This window comes from Vibrio iocasae (genome assembly GCF_042245395.1).
GTDB classification, from domain to species: domain Bacteria; phylum Pseudomonadota; class Gammaproteobacteria; order Enterobacterales; family Vibrionaceae; genus Vibrio; species Vibrio iocasae.
Genome location: NZ_CP145311.1, coordinates 1,675,230 through 1,694,280 on the forward strand (window position 1 = coordinate 1,675,230; position 19,051 = coordinate 1,694,280).

Consider the following 19,051-nt stretch of genomic DNA (forward strand, 5'->3'; position numbering starts at 1 on the left):
GAATAGTAAAGCAGTATGGAACAAATAATTAACTTTTTACCCGTTGTATTTGCGCTACTGGCAACGGGTGTTGTTGCGGGCATTTTAGCCGGACTTCTAGGTGTAGGGGGTGGAATTGTGATTGTTCCAGTTCTTTACTACCTGTTTCAGTATTTTGGTGTTAGCCCTGTATCCGCGATGTTAATTGCTACAGCCACCTCTTTGGCAACTATAGTCCCAACATCGGTGAGTTCGATTCGGGCTCATCACCAAAATAGCAATGTTGATTGGGACTTACTCAAATGGCTTGGTCCTTTTGTCGTCGGAGGTGTGGTTGCGGGTAGCTTACTAGTGACAAAAGTTGGCGGGCCATGGTTAACCGGTATGTTCGGTGTTATCGCAACCTTATCCGCATTCAATATGTTGTTCAGGGGGAATGCAGCACCACTCGCTCAAGAACTGCCCTCAAAGCCAGGGCAGGGTGTAATTGGGTCAAGTATTGGTTGCCTCAGCGTGATGATCGGAATAGGCGGTGGCACCTTGACTGTTCCGACACTTACTGCATTTAACTACCCAGCGCATAAGGCCGTTGGTACGGCGGCGGCAGTTGGGTTGCTGATTGCATTGCCAGGGGTGGCAACCATGTTGCTGGCCGGGCAAGCACCAGTTGATGCACCCGTAGGAAATATTGGAATGGTGAACTGGTTAGGCTTTGCTTTTATCGTACCGTTAACCGTCGCGTTCTCTCCTGTCGGTGCAAGAATTGGAAAAAAACTGGATAGTAAGAAGTTAAAAAAAGTCTTTGCAGTAGTTTTAGCATTCACTGGTATTCGTATGTTACTGCAAACACTATAAGGAAGTTGTAAATGGAATTTTTTGAAAGATTGTCTCCTCCACCAAGGATCTTGATGGGGCCGGGACCTATTACGGTTTATCCACGAGTTTTGCAGGCGATGAGCAATCAGTTGATTGGTCAATATGACCCTGTTATGACCGGATATATGAACCAAACCATGTCGCTCTATCGTGAGATTTTTAAAACACAAAACGAAGCGACAATGCTTGTTGATGGTACTGCCAGAGCGGGCATAGAAGCGGTGCTGGTTTCTCTGATTGAACCGGGAGACAAAGTATTGGTGCCTATCTTTGGTCGCTTTGGTCATCTGTTGGCGGAAATTTCAGAAAGAGCGGGCGCTGAAGTAGTGAGTTTTGAAGTTGAGTGGGGCACGGTTGTACCTGACTCAATGATTGAAGAGGCGATCATTAAGCACAAACCTAAGGTGCTTGCTCTGGTCCAGGGCGATACTTCTACGACCATGCTTCAGCCTCTTGATGAGATTGGTGAAGTATGCAAAAAGCATGGGGTATTTTTTTACAGCGATGCTACTGCATCGATAGTGGGTAACGCATTCGAAACAGATAAATGGCAGTTGGATGCTGTCTCAGTTGGACTGCAAAAATGTCTTGGTGGTCCTTCAGGTTCCGCACCTGTGACCTTGAGCGAGAAGGCAGTGGAATATATCCGCTGTCGTAAACATGTCGAAGCAGGTATCCGGGTAGACAGTCATCAAACAGGTTCGTTGAGTCGCATTCGGTCGAACTACTTCGATTTAGGAATGATACTGGACTACTGGGGAGAGGAACGACTGAATCACCACACCGAAGCAACATCAATGTTGTTTGCAGCAAGAGAGTGTGCCCAGCTCAATCTTGAAGAGGGTTTAGAGAACGTCATTGCACGTCATAAAAAAGCGGGGGATGCCATGGCTCGCGGACTTGCTGCTATGGGCCTGACCTTGTTTGGCGACCAGTCACATAAAATGAATAACGTAGTGGGTGTCGTCATTCCTTCAGGTGTTAATGGAGATGCCATTCGAATAGCGATGCTGGAACAATTTAACATTGAAATAGGCACCTCTTTTGGCCCTTTACATGGAAAAATCTGGCGAATAGGCACCATGGGTTATAACGCTCGCCTGGATACCGTATTGCTCACGCTGGTCGCGCTCGAAGCGTTGCTCGTAAAAGCGGGTGTTCCGGTCAAACAAGGCGCTGCTTATCAAACTGCTATAGAAATTTATCAGGAAGGAAAATGATATGGCAGTGAACATCAAGGATGAGAAGTTGTTGTCCGAAATGTCGCAACAGCTTGCAGAGCAGGTAATGGATTACTGTGAACAACTGGCAGAGTTCACGCAAACTTTTGGTGTGATGGATAGGCGTTACCTCACACCTGAGCACCGTGAAACCAATGATAGGATCGCGCATTGGGCAACAGAAAGCGGGCTTAAACATTGGCAAGATTTGGCTGGGAATCAATGGGTACGTCTGGCGAGTACTGATGCGAATGCAAAGAGGGTTATTCTAGGTTCCCACACTGATACCGTGCCCAATGGTGGCAAGTACGACGGCATCTTAGGTGTTGTCGCACCACTTGTACTGTTGAAATGGTTATCAGAATCTGGTCGCCAATTTGACTTTCATATTGACGTTGTAGGTTTTGGTGATGAAGAAGGTACGCGCTTTGGTGCCACGCTTCTGGGAAGCAGTGCAATTGCAGGTAAATGGCAGAGTCGATGGCGCGAATTGCAGGATGAAAGTGGAGTGACGCTTGCTCAGGCAATGTATGACTTCGGGCTGGATGTATCTAAGATTTCTGAAACTCAAATCGACAGCAATCGTGTAATTGCGTACCTGGAGACTCATATAGAGCAGGGCCCCATACTAGAAGAAAAGGGCATACCGATATCGTCTGTAAAAGGCATCGCGGGAGCGAGACGCTTTGACATTACCATAGAAGGGCATGCCGGACACGCTGGAACGGTGCCTATGTCACTACGAAAAGATCCTTTGGTCGTCGCAAGTCAGTGGGTGACGGAGGTTAGCCGATTAGCAACGGAGACAAGTAGGTCAGAACATCCCGTTGTTGCAACGGTAGGCAAGATGGAAGTAAAACCAGGAGCGGTGAATGTTGTTCCCGGAGAAGTAAGTCTGACACTGGATATTCGCAGTCTAAGTGATTCAGCAAGAGACGAAGTAGCAGATGCTTTGCTCGCGCGACTTGAACAGAACACGTCAGATAAAGGGCTGTCGTTAAAAGTGATTCAAACACACGATGCGGGCTCTGTAGTCTGTGAACCACGCTTAACGCAAGAGCTGATGAATGTTGTAGGTGATATCACTGGAGAGCCTGTGGTGCTTGTTTCAGGGGCAGGTCACGATGCCATGGCGATGGCCGATATTGTGCCTACTACTATGATGTTTGTGCGTTGTGAAGGGGGTGTTAGTCATCATCCAGGTGAACGGGTAACCGCAGAAGACGTAGCGGTGTCGCTTCGTGCTTTGTACAAATTTCTCGAAAGGATAGAGAATTAGGAACTCGATAAAAAAGAGGCCCAAACAGAATGTTTGGGCCTCTTGCCAATCGTATAGGTTTATTCAGAGATAAACTTATGCGCTATCTGGCTTCGTGTTTCCTGAGGTTTAAACTGACCAAACCTTGGAAGGAACTTATCCCAGTCAATGATATGACTGTTGATCTCAGGTCCGTCGATACAAGCGTGCTTACGCACTAGCTTTCCGTCGATCATGACAGGAACCATACACGCGCCACACATACCGGTTGCATCCACCATAATGGAGTTCAGGCTGGCAACACACTCAACTTTGTAGCCAAGTGTCTGGTCGCTCACGGCTCTCATCATCAGCGGAGGACCAATGGTAATGACTTCCGCAATGAACTCACCCTGACCAGCCTGATGTTGCTTCAGTCGCTCTTCTAACGGCGTGGTGACAAAACCTTCGATGCCGAAACTGCCGTCGTTACTGGTGTAGATTACTTCCAATAGTTCAGGGTAGGCTTCGCGTAAGGTTTCAACCTTATCACCTTCATCTGTCCAGAATCGCTGAGCTTTTCCACGGAAACCAGAGATTAAGGTTACCTTATTCCCAATTTCCAGGTGAGCACGCAGGATAGGGTGGACAGCAGGGAGACCTACACCACCAGCGGTAAAGTACACACGATGATTATCTTCGTGTGGGACAACTTTACTTGGCTGGCCTAGCGGTCCGGCAATGGCTTCAAAGCATTCGCCTTCCTGCATCTGGTTCATCAGCTTAGAACTGGTTCCCAGACCCTGTACCACTAACTCAATGGTTCCGGCTTCAGCATCCCAGTCCGCAAGTGTTAACGGAATCAGCTCGCCTTTTTCATCGATCAACACACGCACGAATTGGCCTGCTTTTGCTGAGCGGGCAATCAATGGTGCCTGAATAGTGAACTCAACGATTTCATCGGTAAGCTGTCTGCGTTTGATGATCTTAGGAGGCAATTGTCCAAGATCCGTATAGTCGCTGGCCTTGTTGACCAGATTAATGACTTCACGGTTATTGAACTCAATACCACTCATGATTTCACGGGCAGCAGCCTGACCGTCACCCGCGGCCTTAATCGCTGTAGAACCACCACGAGTTGCATCACCACCACTAAACACACCAGAAATAGACGTTTCTTGTGAGCCTTTGTTAAGAAGTAATGTTCCCCACTTAGAAGTGTTCAGGTCCGGGTTCGCATCTTTCACTATTGGGTTTGAGCTGTTGCCCAGCGCCATGATTGCGAAATCGACCTTCATCTCTTCGGTTTCACCAGTAGACTGAGGGCGACGACGACCTGATGCATCTGGCTCACCTAGGGCCATAACATCCAGTTTCGCACTGCTCAGGAAGTGCTTCTTATCACCATTAAACACAGTTGGAGCACGTAGCTCTTTAAGTTGAATACCTTCTTCAAGTGCATGATGAAGCTCTTCAACCCTTGCAGGCATCTCCTGTTGTGTACGGCGATAAACAATGGTGACGTTAGCGCCAAGGCGACGAGCAGTACGAGCTGCATCCATCGCGGTGTTACCACCACCAATGATCATCACTTCTTTATTTTCCATGTCCGGCATTGGTGTTTCGTAATCCGGTTCGTTAGCGTGCATTAAGTTAACGCGCGTTAAGAACTCGTTAGCCGACATGATGTTCAGTAAATGTTCACCAGGAACATTCATAAAGCGGGGAAGGCCTGCGCCTGTACCTACGAAGATGCGAACAAAGCCTGCACGTTTCAAGTCTTCAAGTGTGGCCGTTTTACCAACGATGTAGTTGGCAACAAAGCGACCACCCAGAGCTTTGATTTTCTCCACTACGTCATCAACAAGCTGATTCGGTAAGCGGAACTCTGGAATGCCGTAGCGAAGTACGCCACCAAGTACATGGAATGCTTCAAATACAGTGACAGGGTAACCTTCTTTTGCCAGCAAGTAGGCATTGATAAGGCCGGATGGACCTGAACCTACAATCGCAACCGGAGGTTTGCTTGCCATTACCCACGGGTTACATGCGACCGGTTTAGGTGGTTCACCGTTGGAAAGCTCGCGCTCTCTTTGCGGCAGGAACCACTCTAACTGACCAATCTCAATTGGTCGGTTATTGTGAGTACACACGCCCTGACACTGAAGCTCTTGCGGACAAACCCGGCCAGTCACGTTTGGCAGTGGGTTTGCATCACGAATAAGCTCAAATGCCGCTTTAAAGCGTCCTTCACCCATCAGATTCAGTACTTCAGGGATATGGATCTTAACCGGACAACCGCCATCAGCTTCTTCTGCCGGCTCTCCATTCTTATCGCATTGAGTAATACCTACTTCACAAGGTCGATCTTCACACTGCTTATCACGTATTACTTCAAGCCACACGAACATTTCCACTTCACGGAGCGTGTAGCCCAGTCCCATGTAGCCAAGATAACCCTGACTGACAAGGTCAAAGTCTTTCCTTCTTTCCTCGGCAGGACGAACGTAAGGAGGAATGTTGTTCGAGCCGGGCCACCCTACGGATAGCCCTTTGAACATTGGATAACGCTCTGATAAATGCGTATCTAACGCTTCAACAAAAGCACGCTTTTGCTTCAGTGGAACACGCCATAAGTAACGTAGTAGCGCGACACTCAACTCATCACCAACAAGCAACAGTTCCCATAACTTGTTGGTGAACTCAGCACTGAGATTGCCACGTTTTAACGTGTCTCTTATAAGCTTCTGGCTCTCTTCGATCACCATCTGCTGAAAACGGGCAGGGTCTTGCTCCATCCGTTTTAGCATCAGTTCTCTCTGAGGCTGATTTATTACCGTAGTCATGACTACACCTCCGCTGATGCAGGCGCGTTAAAGTGGATTATTTCCGCATCACATTCATCTGCGATTCTATGAGCGCGGTTAATAAGTTCCTCAGTAAGCTCGACCGAATCTAAAGCACCTGGTATTACATGGCTGATAACTTTAGGTTCGCCATCTTCAACAATGGTTGTCTTCTCAAACAGTTCACCTAGTTGCTGATAGCAAGTCTTACAGTCAGTACAGAGTGATTCCTCTTCTTCACTGATGGATACCAGCGGGAGGCTCTCACCATCGGCTGAAGTCGCCTTAGGTGCTGCTGTATCAATCTGAGTTACAGGAATATCACCCATTGCACCCGCAGACATTGCTAGCTCTGCCAGACCGTTTGCGATGGTCTCAATGGTTTGATCATTGTTGTCTACTGCCTGCTGGTAGTTCTGTTTCCACTCTTCAACCTGCTGCATGTAGCCGTCTTCAAGACCTGCCATATGCTGACCGCTCAAGTACTGAAGCATATGCCAGTTGCGCAGACGTTCTTCAGTCAGGGCAACAATAGAGTCAGATACTTCTAGGCGCATTAGATGCTGCTTTTGATCCACAGACCAGATAAACGGTGTTTTGTTTAGTCTTTCATCAGCGTTCATTGCAACATAGTCTGCCAGTTCAACGGCATTTGCATCTTCCGCAACTACGTTGAAATGCTTCTTGAAGCGACCTTCGTACAGAGCGAAGTCTGCAGGCGTAAACGGAACTTCTTTAAGCTGTGTCATACCATCGCTATCCTGATAGCTGATCATATGCATTGCCCAGTCTTTGTTCTGCTCCGGGTTACCTTCAATAGAGAATCTCTCTGCCAAAGTCGCGCCTTTGCGTGGGTCGTGAATAAACACAGGGTTCATGCGACTTTCAACCGCATAACGAGCATGTCGGGTACTTGCATCATCTGCGATACCGTGTTCACCCATACATGGAGTGTAAACATCAAACAGAGCAGGGGCATCCTGATAGTTCAGATACTCCATTAAGCTCGACATAAAGTGACCCTGTAGCGCAGTGGATGTTTGAGCAACCAGTACTTCAGGGTGGAATGTCGCGATAATGCCTAGCTCTTTACGTGCTTCCTGCTTACCACTGTGCGCTTTACCGAATCGACTTAAATCAGAGTCCTGCGCGGTATAACTTGCAGTCGACGCCTGTCCACCCGTATTTGAGTAACTACCTGTGTTCAGTACCAACACTTTGATTGGTGTAGAGGTCGTCAGCAAGCGAGATAGTGCGCCAAAGCCGATGTCGTACGTTGCACCATCACCACCGATACTGAATACGGTTGGAAGAAGCGCTAGCTCTTGATCAGACAGGTGAGTCCATTCCAGGTAACGCATCTGGTTGTCATGTACTTCAGCGTCGTACATATCTTCCAGTTCAAGCTTCGCAGTGCGTAACGCTTTAAATTGCTCTAGCTGGTTTGCTACTTCACCTTCAAACAGACCTTTGGATAGTGCAGGTGTGTCCTGGAACAAGCTGTTAATCCATGGGTCGTTATATGGGTTTGCAGGGAATGTCGACGCGTAAACACTACTACAGCCCGTTGCGTTAGCAATCAGTGCATCGGAAGGACCGTTTCCTGTTGGACCATTTTCGAAGTGGTACAGACGTTTCTCAAGCGTTTTGACTGTGCTTTCGATACGTTCTGCACGTGCCGGATCAGAAGCAGTTACGTTGGTTTGCTTCTCTTCCAGCTTGTCTATCATGGTTTCAAGACTTTGGATATGTGCCTGATATCTCTGTTGTTGTAATGCGCGGTTGATTGAGGTAACTAAACGTAACGCTGTCACTTCTCCACAACCACGACAAGCACCGTGACCGGAACTCATTGCGTAGTAGTTGCTTCTATCAAGAAGAAGACGCTTAGATTCAGAAGAATCTTCGACACCTTTTTCAAGGAAGCGCTTAGGTGTGTTTGGCATCTCCGCAAGTGTATTGAACAGCGTCTTCATCTCTTTGTTGAGGTCGCTGGTCTGACGTTCTTTAATAAGTGCGTTAGGGCCACAAACGTCAACACACTCCATACAGCCACTACATTTACTTGGATCCACCGCTACTGAGAATAGACCACCGCTTCCTGGTACCGCTTTTTCCATTGTATCGAAGAATGGCTTAGTACGAGCAACAGGCAGAGCTTCAAGTGCCACACTCAGTTCAGCAATCTGTTGTGTGATTGCAGGATCATCAAAGCTCATATTGTCAGTCACTCTGACAAATGCCTGTGACAATGAAAGTGACTCGTTCTTCGGAGCGGTACGGTAGTATTGACGAACCGCATCCAGAATAGGAGGCATCTTAACTTTAAGTTGATCACGTTGTGCTGGTGGTACATTCAGCTTGTCGATAGCGATATAGACGATATCGTGCAACTCGTGAACCATGTTTGGAATCGCACCGTCCGGACAAGCAATGGTACATTCCATACAGCCGGTACACTTCTCGGCATCAAACGTAGGAACGTTGAGTCGGAACAAGCCCTTGTCTTTAGTGATCGCACTCGCAGGAGGTAGGAACATACCAGAGCCTGGAATTACAGGCGCTTCACCGATAGAGCCGTCCGCGTAGCGACTGCCAGCAATCTCATTGAAGTAAGATTGATCAAACAACCCGCAACTTGCAGATGCCTGTGCTGGTTTCTTCAAAGAAATCTGCTTGCTTTCAACGATGGCCGCATCGTCAAAGTCCTGGTAATTCACTTGCATGGTTGCGTGCATACCTTCGCGGATAACAGCCATGTTACTCGCGACGACTTTTTCACCTTTAGCACCAAACTTCTTGGCAATTTGCTGTGAAATACGTTCTACCATTAGCGCTTCATCAGCACCCTGAGTCACCTGAGTTGCATGACCACACAACGCACCGATAAAGGCGATACCCATCATTCGGATCTCTAGATCGGCTGATGGTGCCTGTTCTCTTGCTACTTTAAACGCATCAACAATTAAGAAGTGAATATTGTTTTCACGAATATATTGTCGTGCACTAGCTGGGATTTCTTTCCACACCTGCTCTGGTTCATGGTGCGTTTGCAGAATGAAAGTACCGTTTTTAGTCAGTCCAGCCAGTGGGTTAGTGTGCATAAACACTTTGTGGTCTGGCGACAATACGATTTCTACTTGCTGTAGCTCTGCGTTGGTGATCTTGATTGGATCCGGAGACAGAGTCAGGAAGAAATTCGTTGGTGCGCCACTCTTTTCAGAACCGTACTTAGGCATAGACTTGGAGTTCATACCCAGTGCACCCGCCAAAATATCGGTCAGTAGTTTACCTGTCGCAATGGTTCCGTAGCCACCTACAGAGTGGAAACGAACTCTAAGTGCTTCTTCTGGCAATAGATTTGGATTTTCACCAGTTTCTAACGCCATTAGCTCTGTATCTGGGTATGCGCTACGCAGTCTTTCCTGAATCACTTTCAGTGTGCCTTGAGCGTTTTCATCGAAGAACTGGCTGCCCACATAGAAGAACGGTTTGATGGAATCTGCACGCATGTTATCGAACACAGCGATCAGATGACGAGGTTGAAGATCGTGTCCGCCAAGTCCAAAAATACCTGTGCTGATTAGCGGGATCTGATTAAGTGCAGGAATGCCTTTATGTCTTACTGTTCTTGCGTTCTCTTGTGCTTTAAACAGTGCATGTGTAATACGCTCGGTCAGACGAGTTTCATCACAACGCTCCAATACGGTTACAACATCTTTACCCGCTAACTTTTCAACGATTTGTGCTTCAGGGAACGGGTGAAGCTGTTTGATGGAGATAACACCAACTTTCTGGCCTTTCTCTCTTAGGTAAGCCGCAACGGCTTCTGCATCGTCAGTAACTGAGCCTAGGCCTACGACAACATGTTCCGCATCGTCGCACATGTAGTCCATGACAGGTTGGTAGAAGCGGCCTGTAAGCTCGCCATACTCTTGCATTGCCTGTTCTATAAACTTAGGTACGTCACTCATAAAGTGGCTGCGATGGTCGACGATACCCGCCTGATAGTCAGGTTGGTTCTGAACACCACCAGTCAGACCTGGGTTATGTGTATCTACCAATGCAGGAACTAGCTGACGAGTGCCTTTTTCATAAGCATTGAGCCAGTTTCTTTTCCACTTCTTAGCCAATAGTTCAGGAACAAACTGGTTAATTTCTTCGAGTAGCTTGCCTTCACTATCTGTTTCGATAGATTCTTTATTGCTTTCTATGTAGCCAATCAGATCAGCCAGTTTTTCAGGCCAGAACTGATTTTGATGTTTATCTATAAAGTTACGAACTTGCCAAACACGACCTTTAGCACCATACAACATGCGCTGTGCTTCGGTTGGTGCTTCGATACGGCTTGCAGGATCGCCCAGGTATTGTTTTAACAACTCAGGCTCTGGAAGTTTAACTTCGCTCTGGATGTGACTGGTTGCGAAGCCGTCCATCGTGTTTGCAACCGGGATCAAAGAGAGCGCACTAACGCGATAAGAAATCGCGGCTAAATCTGCAGCTTCTTGTGCGTTGCTACCAAACAGTGTGGTGTAACCAGCGGAGAGTAGTGCGTAGACATCATCGTGACCGGCCATTACGTTCAGTGAGTGACGAGAAACTGAACGAGCTGCGACGTGAAGAACAAATCCTGCCGCTTTTTTACCAACGGTGACATAGTGAGATTCCAGCCCGTAAAGAATGCCCTGGCTGGATGAAGCGTTTGAGATGTACTTACCACCTGTGAGGGCTGCACCTAGTGCGCCACTTTGAGCCGAATGCTCGCCTTCAGGTTCGAAGAAGAATGGATGTTTTCCCCATACGTTACATCCACCCTGAGCACGAAACGCTTCGTAAAGCTCAGAAATTTCTGTAGAAGGGGTAATAGGGTAACCAATGACGCCGCCGCAAACATAGTCCATAACATGCGCTACAGCGCCGTTGCCATGAATTACAGTGGATAGTCCTGGGTATTGAGAGGTGTTGTCTTGCTCATGGCTTTGTAGCTTAGCTGTAGGCATAACACGTTGCTCCTTAATGTGTGGATTTAAATCCCATCGCTATTGGAGTTACAGCATTGCTACCTAATTGTGTCACACCATTCCGTTTAAAGGGCTGGCACTTTATTGTTGTTCTACCGGTAGCTCCAATGTGATGGGTGCTCAAGCGTACCGACGTTCTTTGCGTCGATTTCACTTTTTCACCAGATGAATGCACGGCTAACTTTCTATCGCATCTTTTTAATTATGAGTTTTGATATCTCTGATGATGCGTATATGAAAATAGTACACCGTTTGCTAATTTAACTTTGCTTGTTTGTTCACAAAAGTGAGACTTAAAACTTGAGTAAAATAGTAGGGTTTTCTAGTAAGAACAGGGTGTTAGTATTTCTGAACCGAATATGAACAACCGGCTCAGCATCGATTCAGTAGGGAAGTTGTTTAATAGAAACCGTTGAATACATCAGACTAAATCAGAAGGAATATTCAGATGAAATCAAAGGTTATTGCTATCGCACTTTCGCTAATTTTGGTACCAACAGCGGTTTTAGCTAAAGACAAACATCACGAAGACCGTGCTCTTTCGTACAACGGACCGGTTGAGCTTTCCAGTGTTACGTCTCTGCTGGAAGACACCAGCTACTTTTCTGAGAAAGATGTGATCATGGAAGGGTATATCATTCGTCAGACACGTAAGGATGAGTTCATTTTTTCGGACGGTGAAGGGGAAATCAAAATTGAACTTGATGATGATATCCAACTAGACCAGACAGTAAATGAAGAAACCAAAGTTCGAATTTATGGCGAGTATGAAGGTGGTAGTACACCAGAGGTAGAAGTTGAAGGCATTCAGTTACTCTAACTTTCTCTCATACAACAGACTTAAAAATACCTGCATTCGCAGGTATTTTTGTGTTTGGGAAACCGCAGGCAAATATGAACCGAACATGAATATGGTGCTCAGCATAAGTTAAGTATCACATTGGTACTCTGTATCCATCAAATGAAGAGAACCTGTTGGAGTACCTATGAGCCCGCTAAGTATTGTTATCATCACCCTTAATGAAGAACGTCGTATTGGCCGCTTGCTTGAAGATCTTTCAAAGCAGACGTTTCAGAACTTTGAAGTCATCGTTGTTGATTCCAACAGTGAAGACGCGACTTGTGACGTTGCTAATGGCTATCAAAATGTATTGCCTGACCTCACGGTGCATAAAATGGAAACTCGTGGTGTAAGCCTGGGTAGAAACACCGGAGCAGAGTTAGCTAAACATGAACGAATCCTGTTTTTAGATGCTGATGTCTGCCTTGAGCCAAGCTTCTTGAGCGTTTCTTTAGAGAAGCTTGAAAAGAGCAAGTTAGAAGTTGCGGGAGTTTACCTGGGATCTTCTGGTCTTCCTGTGATGTACAAGCTGGGTTACAACGCAATCAACGCAGGTATGTTTGTTACTCAATTTGTATTCCCTACTGCTGTGGGTGCTTGCATATTCTCAACACGCAGGGCGCATCAACACGTTGGTGGTTTCGATGAAGAGATTAGCCTGTGTGAAGATTGCGACTACGTAAAGCGTCTTTCTAAAACATTCCGATTCCGTTTTATTCCAGTGAGTTTCCAGTTTGATGCTCGCAGATTGGAGCAAGATGGCCTGTTTTCGACGGGGTTTGTATATCTGAAAGCCAATGTACGACGCTTCTTTTTCGGTGAGATTCGAAACAATGAAGTGAAGTATGAGTTTGGTCATTATGAAGATCAAAAAGCGTAACTAAGTCGTAGAGGATAGAGAGACAGTTATGCTGGAGAGTCTGTCACTGTTCATAGGCGCATTTGGTGATGCGCTTATCGGACCTAATCTATTTGTACCCGGTGAGCCCTTTATGATAGCTGCCGGGTATCAACTGTTCGCCGGAAGTGTATTTGGTGTTATTGCAGTTTTGGTTGGCGGGTTTCTTGGTGATCAAGTAAGTTTTGGAATAGGTCGTAAATATGGTCGTCGTGTTCAAAAAGCCATTCTGAAAAAAAGGCCAAAGCTGCGAAGAAAGGTAGCGAAGGGAAAACTGATGCTAATGCGAAACGAACGCAAGGTGTTAGTGTTGGCCCGTCTGCTTGGTCCTGTTGCCTGGGTGATCCCGTTTATAGCGGGTATGGAACGCGTAAAATGGCACCGTTTTAGTTTCTATTCTTCAATCGGACTTTTATTAGGTGTTGGACAGTTTATTCTCTGGGGCTACCTGCTAGCGATGGGTGTCGAGAAGGTGCCATTGCTTGAAGAAGCCAGAGTTTTCTTGTCAGAACATTTATTCTTGTTGGTTACCTTAGGCGCTGTTTTAACATTTTACGTTGTTGCGAAGCGTTATAGGGTGTCTCGTGCTGCTCTTAAGTCGTTTATTTTGTTGATGATTGGTGTTGGTGCGGTTAATTATATCCATTTCTTTGAACAACTGGATGATATCGCTAAGCAAGAACGTGTGGTTGTTTCGAAAGACCTTAGACAGGTCGACTACAAGGTCTACGCAGGTCGCTCGGCTTATTACAATGCTCAGGCCATTAACGTTCTTTATATTGGTGATTCTCCGAGAGAGCTGATGAAGGCGCTTGGCTGGATTGAGAATCAGACTTTCTCAAGAAATGACATTGGCTTTATCGATTATGTGAATCTGATTAAATCCGGTATACCACCTGTTTCCGATCTTTTCTGGCAAGGCATTCCTCAGGAGATGGCATTTCAGCAACCTGGTACCTTATCGACGCGCAACCATATACGCTGGTGGTCAGTTCAATCGCCGGAAGGAGATAGCTCTGAAACGCGATGGTTTGGCGCCTTAAGTTACGACAACGGGTTAGGCGTAACGGCTTATTCCGGCTTAGTGACACTTCTGCACACGATTGAAGCGGATGTTGATAAGCAAAGAGATGCTCTGGCTCAGTCGGTAACATCAAGCGACATGTGGCGTAGTGAGTTTAAGAGTGTTGCCAAACCTGTCGTACTGGATGAACGTCATGACTACTATACGGACGGGAACATATTGGTAGTCAGACCATCACTCACATTAGCGGCTAAGATTTAGCCGCAAAATAGCTTTCAGACCACCCATGGAAGACTTCTCAAAAACCAACTCTCCACGATAACTGTGCGCCATTTCTGCGACGATATTCAAACCAAGGCCTGAACCAGGCGTTGATTCATCAAGACGAACACCTCGTTTAACAATCTCATCTAGCTTTTCTTGTGCAACGCCTTTACCGTCATCCTCAATCGTAATACTCAGAGAATCGTTGTCGACTTGTCCATAAACTCTGATTAATGATGTGGCCCACTTATAGCTGTTTTCAATCAGGTTCCCCAACATCTCATCAAGGTCGGTACTATCAACGGCTACCTGTAGATCACTATCCAGTTCGTTCACCAAAACCAGCTCACGGTGTGCATAGACTTTGTCAAAAGCAGCTGTTATTGCATCGACACGTTCTGAAGGGTTGGCGTTGACCGATAATATGTTCATCGAACCGGCCATTCTTGCGCGGCCTAGGTGATAGTCGATTTGCTGCTGTAGATGAGCAATGTTGTCTTCGAAAGATTTCTGCTGATCGTCTGGCAGCTCCGCTATCTTGTTTTTTATCACTGAAAGCGGAGTTTTAAGGGAATGAGAGAGGTTCCCTGCATGATTCCTGGCGCGCTCTAGTAGTTCTTGGTAGTGAAAGAGCAGGGCGTTGAGATCCGTGATTAAAGGTGTTATTTCCTTAGGGTAGTCATTCGACAGCGCCTTTTGGTCGCCTTTTTCAAGAGTGTTTAGCTCTTTTTTCAACTTGTTGAGAGGTCTTAATGACCAGTTGACCTGAACGAAGGTAAATGAAAGAAGGCCAATAAACAGCATAAACTGAATAAGCATTAGCCATTCAATCAGCTTGTTCAGGGTCTCTTCAATAGGATCTTCATCAATGCCAATAGTGATCTCCAGTGAGCCCCGATAGTCAGGAATGGTCACTGTCTGAGTGATGGATACCAGTTTTTCACCATTCGCTCCGGTTAACTGTTTGGATTTCTTCTGGAAAGGCGTTATTTCTTTGTCCCAAAGAGAACGTGAACGGAGTGTCTGTTTCTTGCTTGTAACGGTCCAATAGTAACCACTGTATGGCCGATGATATCTTGGATCGGAAACCTGCCTTTGTTGTACAAGATCACCATCGCTATTGACGGTCAGGTTTGCAATTATTTCGTCTGCGACGAGCTGCAGTTGTGTTTTTGCGTCGTCAACAAGATAGGAGTTCACTAGTGTAGGTGTAGTAATACCAGCGGCCAGAGTTAGAGCCCCAATCCAGAGGCTGGCTGCCAGCATGAGTCGAGTTCGAAAGCTAAGCTGTTTTAGCTTGGGGGACAACTTACTCAACATTTAATTGGTATCCTAGTCCTCTGACGGTTTTGATGATCTTCGGAGATATTTTCTTGCGAATTCGGCCTATAAAAACTTCTACGGTGTTTGAATCTCTGTCGAAATCTTGCTTGTAAATATGCTCTACCAGCTCGGTACGGGAGATTACCTTCTCACTATTGTGCATGAAGTATGCGACCACCTTGTATTCCAGCGCCGTAAGTTCAACACCTTGTCCTTTCCACATCACTTTTGATGTTCGGGTATCCAGGCTGAGTTCGCCTAGTTGTAGGATAGAAGATGCCTGACCAGACTGGCGCCTTAACTGAGCACGTATACGAGCGATAAGCTCAACCATTTCAAATGGTTTAGTCAGATAATCATCCGCACCAGCATTTAATCCTTCGACTCGTTGGGATAGCCCGTCTCTTGCACTTAAGATGATTACCGGAGTGTTGATACCTTCATCACGTACGCTTTTTAAAACCGTAAGGCCATCAAGTTTTGGTAATCCGAGGTCGAGAACAATGGCTTCCCACTCCTCTGATGTTGCTCTGTACAAAGCATCTATGCCATCAGACGCGACTTCTGATACCCAACCAGCCTGATCAAGTGCGTTGCTGATTTGAGAAGCCAGTTGTGGTTCATCTTCTACAACTAAAATTTTCATCAGATAACCTTACCTTTTAATTACGCTCATCAGATCGCGACCTTTGAGCTCCATCAGCTCTAGCGTTGTTGCGTTGTACTCCGCTTTTAACACGTTATTTTCATGCAACAGCTTAATCTCGTATATCCACTCGTCATCATCTTCTTCCAACTCAACTTTAATCACTCTGCCATGTAGGTTGGTTTCTACTTCCTGATAGAGCTCTGAAAAAGGTTTGATAAGCCCCTTTTGTACTGCGTCATAAACTTCATCCTGATCTTCCTCAAATTCTACACGGGTTCCGTCGCGATGAACGTCATAAACCAGTTCGTGGCCGTCTTTACCTTTTGCGAATAAGTGCATGGGCGATAGCAGAAATAGCGTAATAACGAAATAAGAGTGAGCTTTGGTCATAACAGGCCTTCAAATCAAAAAGTTAGTTTGATGGTATTAGAGCAGTTTAAAATATTCAATATGAATAGAACATGAACGTCCATCTACATATCAGTGCTTACTAAAATATCAATAGATAGTTGCATATTGGCCTATTATTAATATGTGAGTTAATTAATCAGGCTTAATTGAGACGGTGGAATAGTGAACTATGAGTTGGTTAGCGAACTTAACCTTTAGACAAAAACTGCTGTTATTGATTGCTCCCTCGATTATAGGTGCGTTGATATTTGCTTTCGTAAACCTGAAAGGTGCGTATGAAGATAAACTTGTAGTGGATGAGATTAGCCCGCTTGTTGCGTTATCGATTGAAGGTAGCTTGATCGTCCATGAACTTCAAAAAGAGCGAGGAGCAACTTCAGGATTTGTTGGTTCGAAAGGCAAATCTTTTAGAGATATACTCGCTGCCCAGCGGAAAGAAACCGATGCTGTTATTAGAAACCAACTGAAACTTCTTTCATCTGAAAATCAATCATTGAGTAACACCCATCCAGATGTTTTTAACGAGTTGCAGGTGGTTCTTCGTACCATGGACCAGCTAGGGCAACTTAGGTCAAAGGTCGATAGCTTGAGTATATCTGCTCCGGAGGCCGCTAAATTTTTTACCGACTTGAACGCCCTCACTTTGGGCATGAGCGGGAATATCGCTAACCTTTCAACATACGGTGAGCTCACGACCAAGATACGAAATTATTACACTTTTATGCAGGCGAAAGAGTCTGCAGGACAGGAAAGGGCAATACTGAATATCGCACTTTCACATGGTTCATTTCCGGAAGGCATTTTCCAGAAGGTGGTCTCTCTTGATTCTTACCAACAAGCATACCTTAAAACATTCAGGCAATTTGGTACCAGTGAGCAGCTTCAGGAACTCGATAGTATTAATCGAAGTCAACCTGCGGTTCGAGTGTCTGAAATTAGAGAGATTGCTTATAAGAAATACATAGAGGGTAATTTTGGTGTTACCGGGCAAGAGTGGTTCAACGCGGCAACGGCCAGAATAAACAAGATGAAGGAGCTGGAAGACAAGTTGTCTGTTGATATTAATGTGTTGGTGGAAGAGATCAGAAACCGAGCAGACAACGAAATCATGTTCTCTGTCAGTCTGACCGTAATGCTTATTATTGTGACCCTGGTGATTTCGATTTTGGTATCCCGGCTTCTAATTGGGCAAGCCATTAGGCTATCTGAAACCATTAATGCTGTATCACAAGACAAAGATCTGTCACTTCGGTCAGAAGTTCTATCGACGGACGAGCTGGGAACCAGTGCTAAGAGCTTTAATCAGATGCTCGATATTATCAGCGATATGGTTCAGGGCATCGAAACCAGTAGCAGTCGTCTTGCTGCTGCTGCGGAACAGACAAGTTCCTCTGTTGTTGAGAATGCAAAGAGTATGGATAAGCAGAGCTTAGAAACGGCGCAGGCGGCCAGTGCGACTGAAGAAATGACAGCGACTGTGAATGAGATTGCGAGTAGCACAGCAATGACAGCCGATTCTGCAAACCGCGCGGCATCACTCTCATCTGAAGGGGTAACACAAGTTGAGAGTAACGCTAGCAGCATGAATAAACTGAGTGATGAGATGTCATCGGCGAATACTCAGGTCATACAGCTTAGTGAGTCGAGCAAAGAGATTCATGAAATTGTCGATGTTATTAAAGCGATAGCGGAACAAACGAACTTGTTGGCACTTAACGCTGCTATCGAAGCCGCGCGAGCGGGTGAGCATGGGCGCGGGTTTGCAGTGGTTGCTGATGAGGTTAGAACTTTGGCCCAAAGGACTCAAGAGTCTACTCAGAAAATTGAAGATATGGTGGTTCGCTTTCAATCAGAAGCTGACGCTGTTTCCAAATCCATTGAGTCATCGTTCGAGTTTGTAAAGGTATCTCAGGAACAAACACTATCGGTGAGAGATAAGTTGGAAGAGATTAATGATGCGATTGTTTCGATAACGGACATGTGTAATCAGGTGGCCACAGCAGCAGAAGAACAAGTGGCTGCGACCAACGAAATTGCGATCAACATAAGGACGATTAATGATCTAGCGGAAATAAGCTCTGATATGGGTGGTCAGATATCCCGAGCGGCTCAAGAACAAACAGAATTGTCAGTAAAACAGAGTGAGTTGGTTTCGCAATTTAAGGTGTGATTAAAACCTAACGGACAAACAAAAACGCCCATTCTTTCGAATGGGCGTTTTTGTATAAATATGGTGCGTCCGAGTGAACTCGAATCACCGACCCCTACCATGTCAAGGTAGTGCTCTAACCAACTGAGCTACGGACGCATCGCTTTGGAACGAAAGGGATATTAGCTATAAGGTTGTGGTCATGCAAGTAAATTTTCACTAAGTTTGAACTGATCGGCGCTAAATTCATCTGTTTGATGGATATTTGGTCTATGAGCCTTTTAAGAGAAAGAAAATATTGCCCATATCGCGA

The 19,051-nt window shown here is 45.9% G+C and carries 12 protein-coding genes and 1 tRNA gene; 7 read left to right on the top strand and 6 right to left on the bottom strand.

What is annotated here, in order from left to right:
• Positions 1 to 15 precede the first annotated feature (15 nt).
• From SNR28_RS17475 to SNR28_RS17485, 3 genes are read left to right on the top strand one after another with little or no spacing between them, the layout of a single operon-like run.
• Entirely contained in the window at positions 16 to 834 is an 819-nt protein-coding gene (locus tag SNR28_RS17475; protein ID WP_375753940.1) for a sulfite exporter TauE/SafE family protein, read from the top strand.
• 11 nt (positions 835 to 845) lie between these two features.
• Positions 846 to 2,075, top strand: a complete 1,230-nt coding sequence (locus tag SNR28_RS17480) for a pyridoxal-phosphate-dependent aminotransferase family protein (protein WP_375753941.1) — start codon at positions 846 to 848, stop codon at positions 2,073 to 2,075.
• A 1-nt stretch (position 2,076) separates the two neighbouring features.
• Positions 2,077 to 3,354 (top strand): allantoate amidohydrolase, encoded by a 1,278-nt coding sequence (locus SNR28_RS17485; RefSeq protein ID WP_375753942.1) that lies wholly within the window; start codon positions 2,077 to 2,079, stop codon positions 3,352 to 3,354.
• Positions 3,355 to 3,413: 59 nt separating this feature from the next.
• Here SNR28_RS17485 and SNR28_RS17490 read toward each other — a convergent pair whose 3' ends face one another.
• Together SNR28_RS17490 and SNR28_RS17495 are read right to left on the bottom strand one after the other, a co-directional pair.
• A complete protein-coding gene (locus SNR28_RS17490; protein WP_375753943.1) occupies positions 3,414 to 6,158 on the bottom strand; it encodes a sulfide/dihydroorotate dehydrogenase-like FAD/NAD-binding protein in 2,745 nt (914 codons plus the stop codon).
• Positions 6,159 to 6,160: 2 nt separating this feature from the next.
• Entirely contained in the window at positions 6,161 to 11,158 is a 4,998-nt protein-coding gene (locus SNR28_RS17495) for a 2-oxoacid:acceptor oxidoreductase family protein (RefSeq protein ID WP_375753944.1), read from the bottom strand.
• 469 nt (positions 11,159 to 11,627) lie between these two features.
• Between SNR28_RS17495 and SNR28_RS17500 the strand changes: the two genes are divergently transcribed.
• The 3 genes from SNR28_RS17500 to SNR28_RS17510 all read left to right on the top strand — a co-directional run bounded on the left by SNR28_RS17500 (position 11,628) and on the right by SNR28_RS17510 (position 14,203).
• Positions 11,628 to 11,999 carry a YgiW/YdeI family stress tolerance OB fold protein gene (locus tag SNR28_RS17500; RefSeq protein ID WP_375753945.1) on the top strand — a complete coding sequence of 124 codons (372 nt, stop codon included), beginning with the start codon at positions 11,628 to 11,630 and terminating at the stop codon, positions 11,997 to 11,999.
• A gap of 166 nt (positions 12,000 to 12,165) precedes the next feature.
• Positions 12,166 to 12,900 (top strand): glycosyltransferase family 2 protein, encoded by a 735-nt coding sequence (locus tag SNR28_RS17505; RefSeq protein ID WP_375753946.1) that lies wholly within the window; start codon positions 12,166 to 12,168, stop codon positions 12,898 to 12,900.
• A 28-nt stretch (positions 12,901 to 12,928) separates the two neighbouring features.
• A complete protein-coding gene (locus tag SNR28_RS17510) occupies positions 12,929 to 14,203 on the top strand; it encodes an LssY C-terminal domain-containing protein (protein WP_375753947.1) in 1,275 nt (424 codons plus the stop codon).
• Here the strand turns inward: SNR28_RS17510 and SNR28_RS17515 are convergent.
• Genes SNR28_RS17515 through SNR28_RS17525 form a run of 3 tightly spaced genes read right to left on the bottom strand, consistent with a single transcriptional unit; the run spans position 14,186 to position 16,568 of the window.
• Positions 14,186 to 15,526 carry an ATP-binding protein gene (locus SNR28_RS17515; protein ID WP_375753948.1) on the bottom strand — a complete coding sequence of 447 codons (1,341 nt, stop codon included), beginning with the start codon at positions 15,524 to 15,526 and terminating at the stop codon, positions 14,186 to 14,188. The two genes, SNR28_RS17510 and SNR28_RS17515, sit on opposite strands and share 18 nt — an antisense overlap.
• Complete coding sequence (locus SNR28_RS17520) at positions 15,516 to 16,175, bottom strand: response regulator transcription factor (protein WP_375753949.1); 660 nt, start codon at positions 16,173 to 16,175, stop codon at positions 15,516 to 15,518. Before SNR28_RS17520 ends, SNR28_RS17515 begins: the two co-directional genes overlap by 11 nt.
• A gap of 9 nt (positions 16,176 to 16,184) precedes the next feature.
• Positions 16,185 to 16,568 (bottom strand): PepSY domain-containing protein, encoded by a 384-nt coding sequence (locus SNR28_RS17525; protein WP_375753950.1) that lies wholly within the window; start codon positions 16,566 to 16,568, stop codon positions 16,185 to 16,187.
• A gap of 190 nt (positions 16,569 to 16,758) precedes the next feature.
• Between SNR28_RS17525 and SNR28_RS17530 the strand changes: the two genes are divergently transcribed.
• Complete coding sequence (locus SNR28_RS17530) at positions 16,759 to 18,759, top strand: methyl-accepting chemotaxis protein (RefSeq protein WP_375753951.1); 2,001 nt, start codon at positions 16,759 to 16,761, stop codon at positions 18,757 to 18,759.
• A 61-nt stretch (positions 18,760 to 18,820) separates the two neighbouring features.
• Here the strand turns inward: SNR28_RS17530 and SNR28_RS17535 are convergent.
• Positions 18,821 to 18,897: transfer RNA gene (locus SNR28_RS17535), tRNA-Val, on the bottom strand.
• Between the last annotated feature and the right edge of the window lie 154 nt (positions 18,898 to 19,051).

Coding starts and splice junctions, on each gene's coding strand:
- SNR28_RS17505 (WP_375753946.1), top strand. CDS start 12,166: ATGAGCCCGCTAAGTATTGTTATCATCACCCTTAATGAAGAACGTCGT.
- SNR28_RS17530 (WP_375753951.1), top strand. CDS start 16,759: ATGAGTTGGTTAGCGAACTTAACCTTTAGACAAAAACTGCTGTTATTG.
- SNR28_RS17480 (WP_375753941.1), top strand. CDS start 846: ATGGAATTTTTTGAAAGATTGTCTCCTCCACCAAGGATCTTGATGGGG.
- SNR28_RS17525 (WP_375753950.1), bottom strand. CDS start 16,568: ATGACCAAAGCTCACTCTTATTTCGTTATTACGCTATTTCTGCTATCG.
- SNR28_RS17485 (WP_375753942.1), top strand. CDS start 2,077: ATGGCAGTGAACATCAAGGATGAGAAGTTGTTGTCCGAAATGTCGCAA.
- SNR28_RS17495 (WP_375753944.1), bottom strand. CDS start 11,158: ATGCCTACAGCTAAGCTACAAAGCCATGAGCAAGACAACACCTCTCAA.
- SNR28_RS17500 (WP_375753945.1), top strand. CDS start 11,628: ATGAAATCAAAGGTTATTGCTATCGCACTTTCGCTAATTTTGGTACCA.
- SNR28_RS17510 (WP_375753947.1), top strand. CDS start 12,929: ATGCTGGAGAGTCTGTCACTGTTCATAGGCGCATTTGGTGATGCGCTT.
- SNR28_RS17515 (WP_375753948.1), bottom strand. CDS start 15,526: ATGTTGAGTAAGTTGTCCCCCAAGCTAAAACAGCTTAGCTTTCGAACT.
- SNR28_RS17490 (WP_375753943.1), bottom strand. CDS start 6,158: ATGACTACGGTAATAAATCAGCCTCAGAGAGAACTGATGCTAAAACGG.
- SNR28_RS17520 (WP_375753949.1), bottom strand. CDS start 16,175: ATGAAAATTTTAGTTGTAGAAGATGAACCACAACTGGCTTCTCAAATC.
- SNR28_RS17475 (WP_375753940.1), top strand. CDS start 16: ATGGAACAAATAATTAACTTTTTACCCGTTGTATTTGCGCTACTGGCA.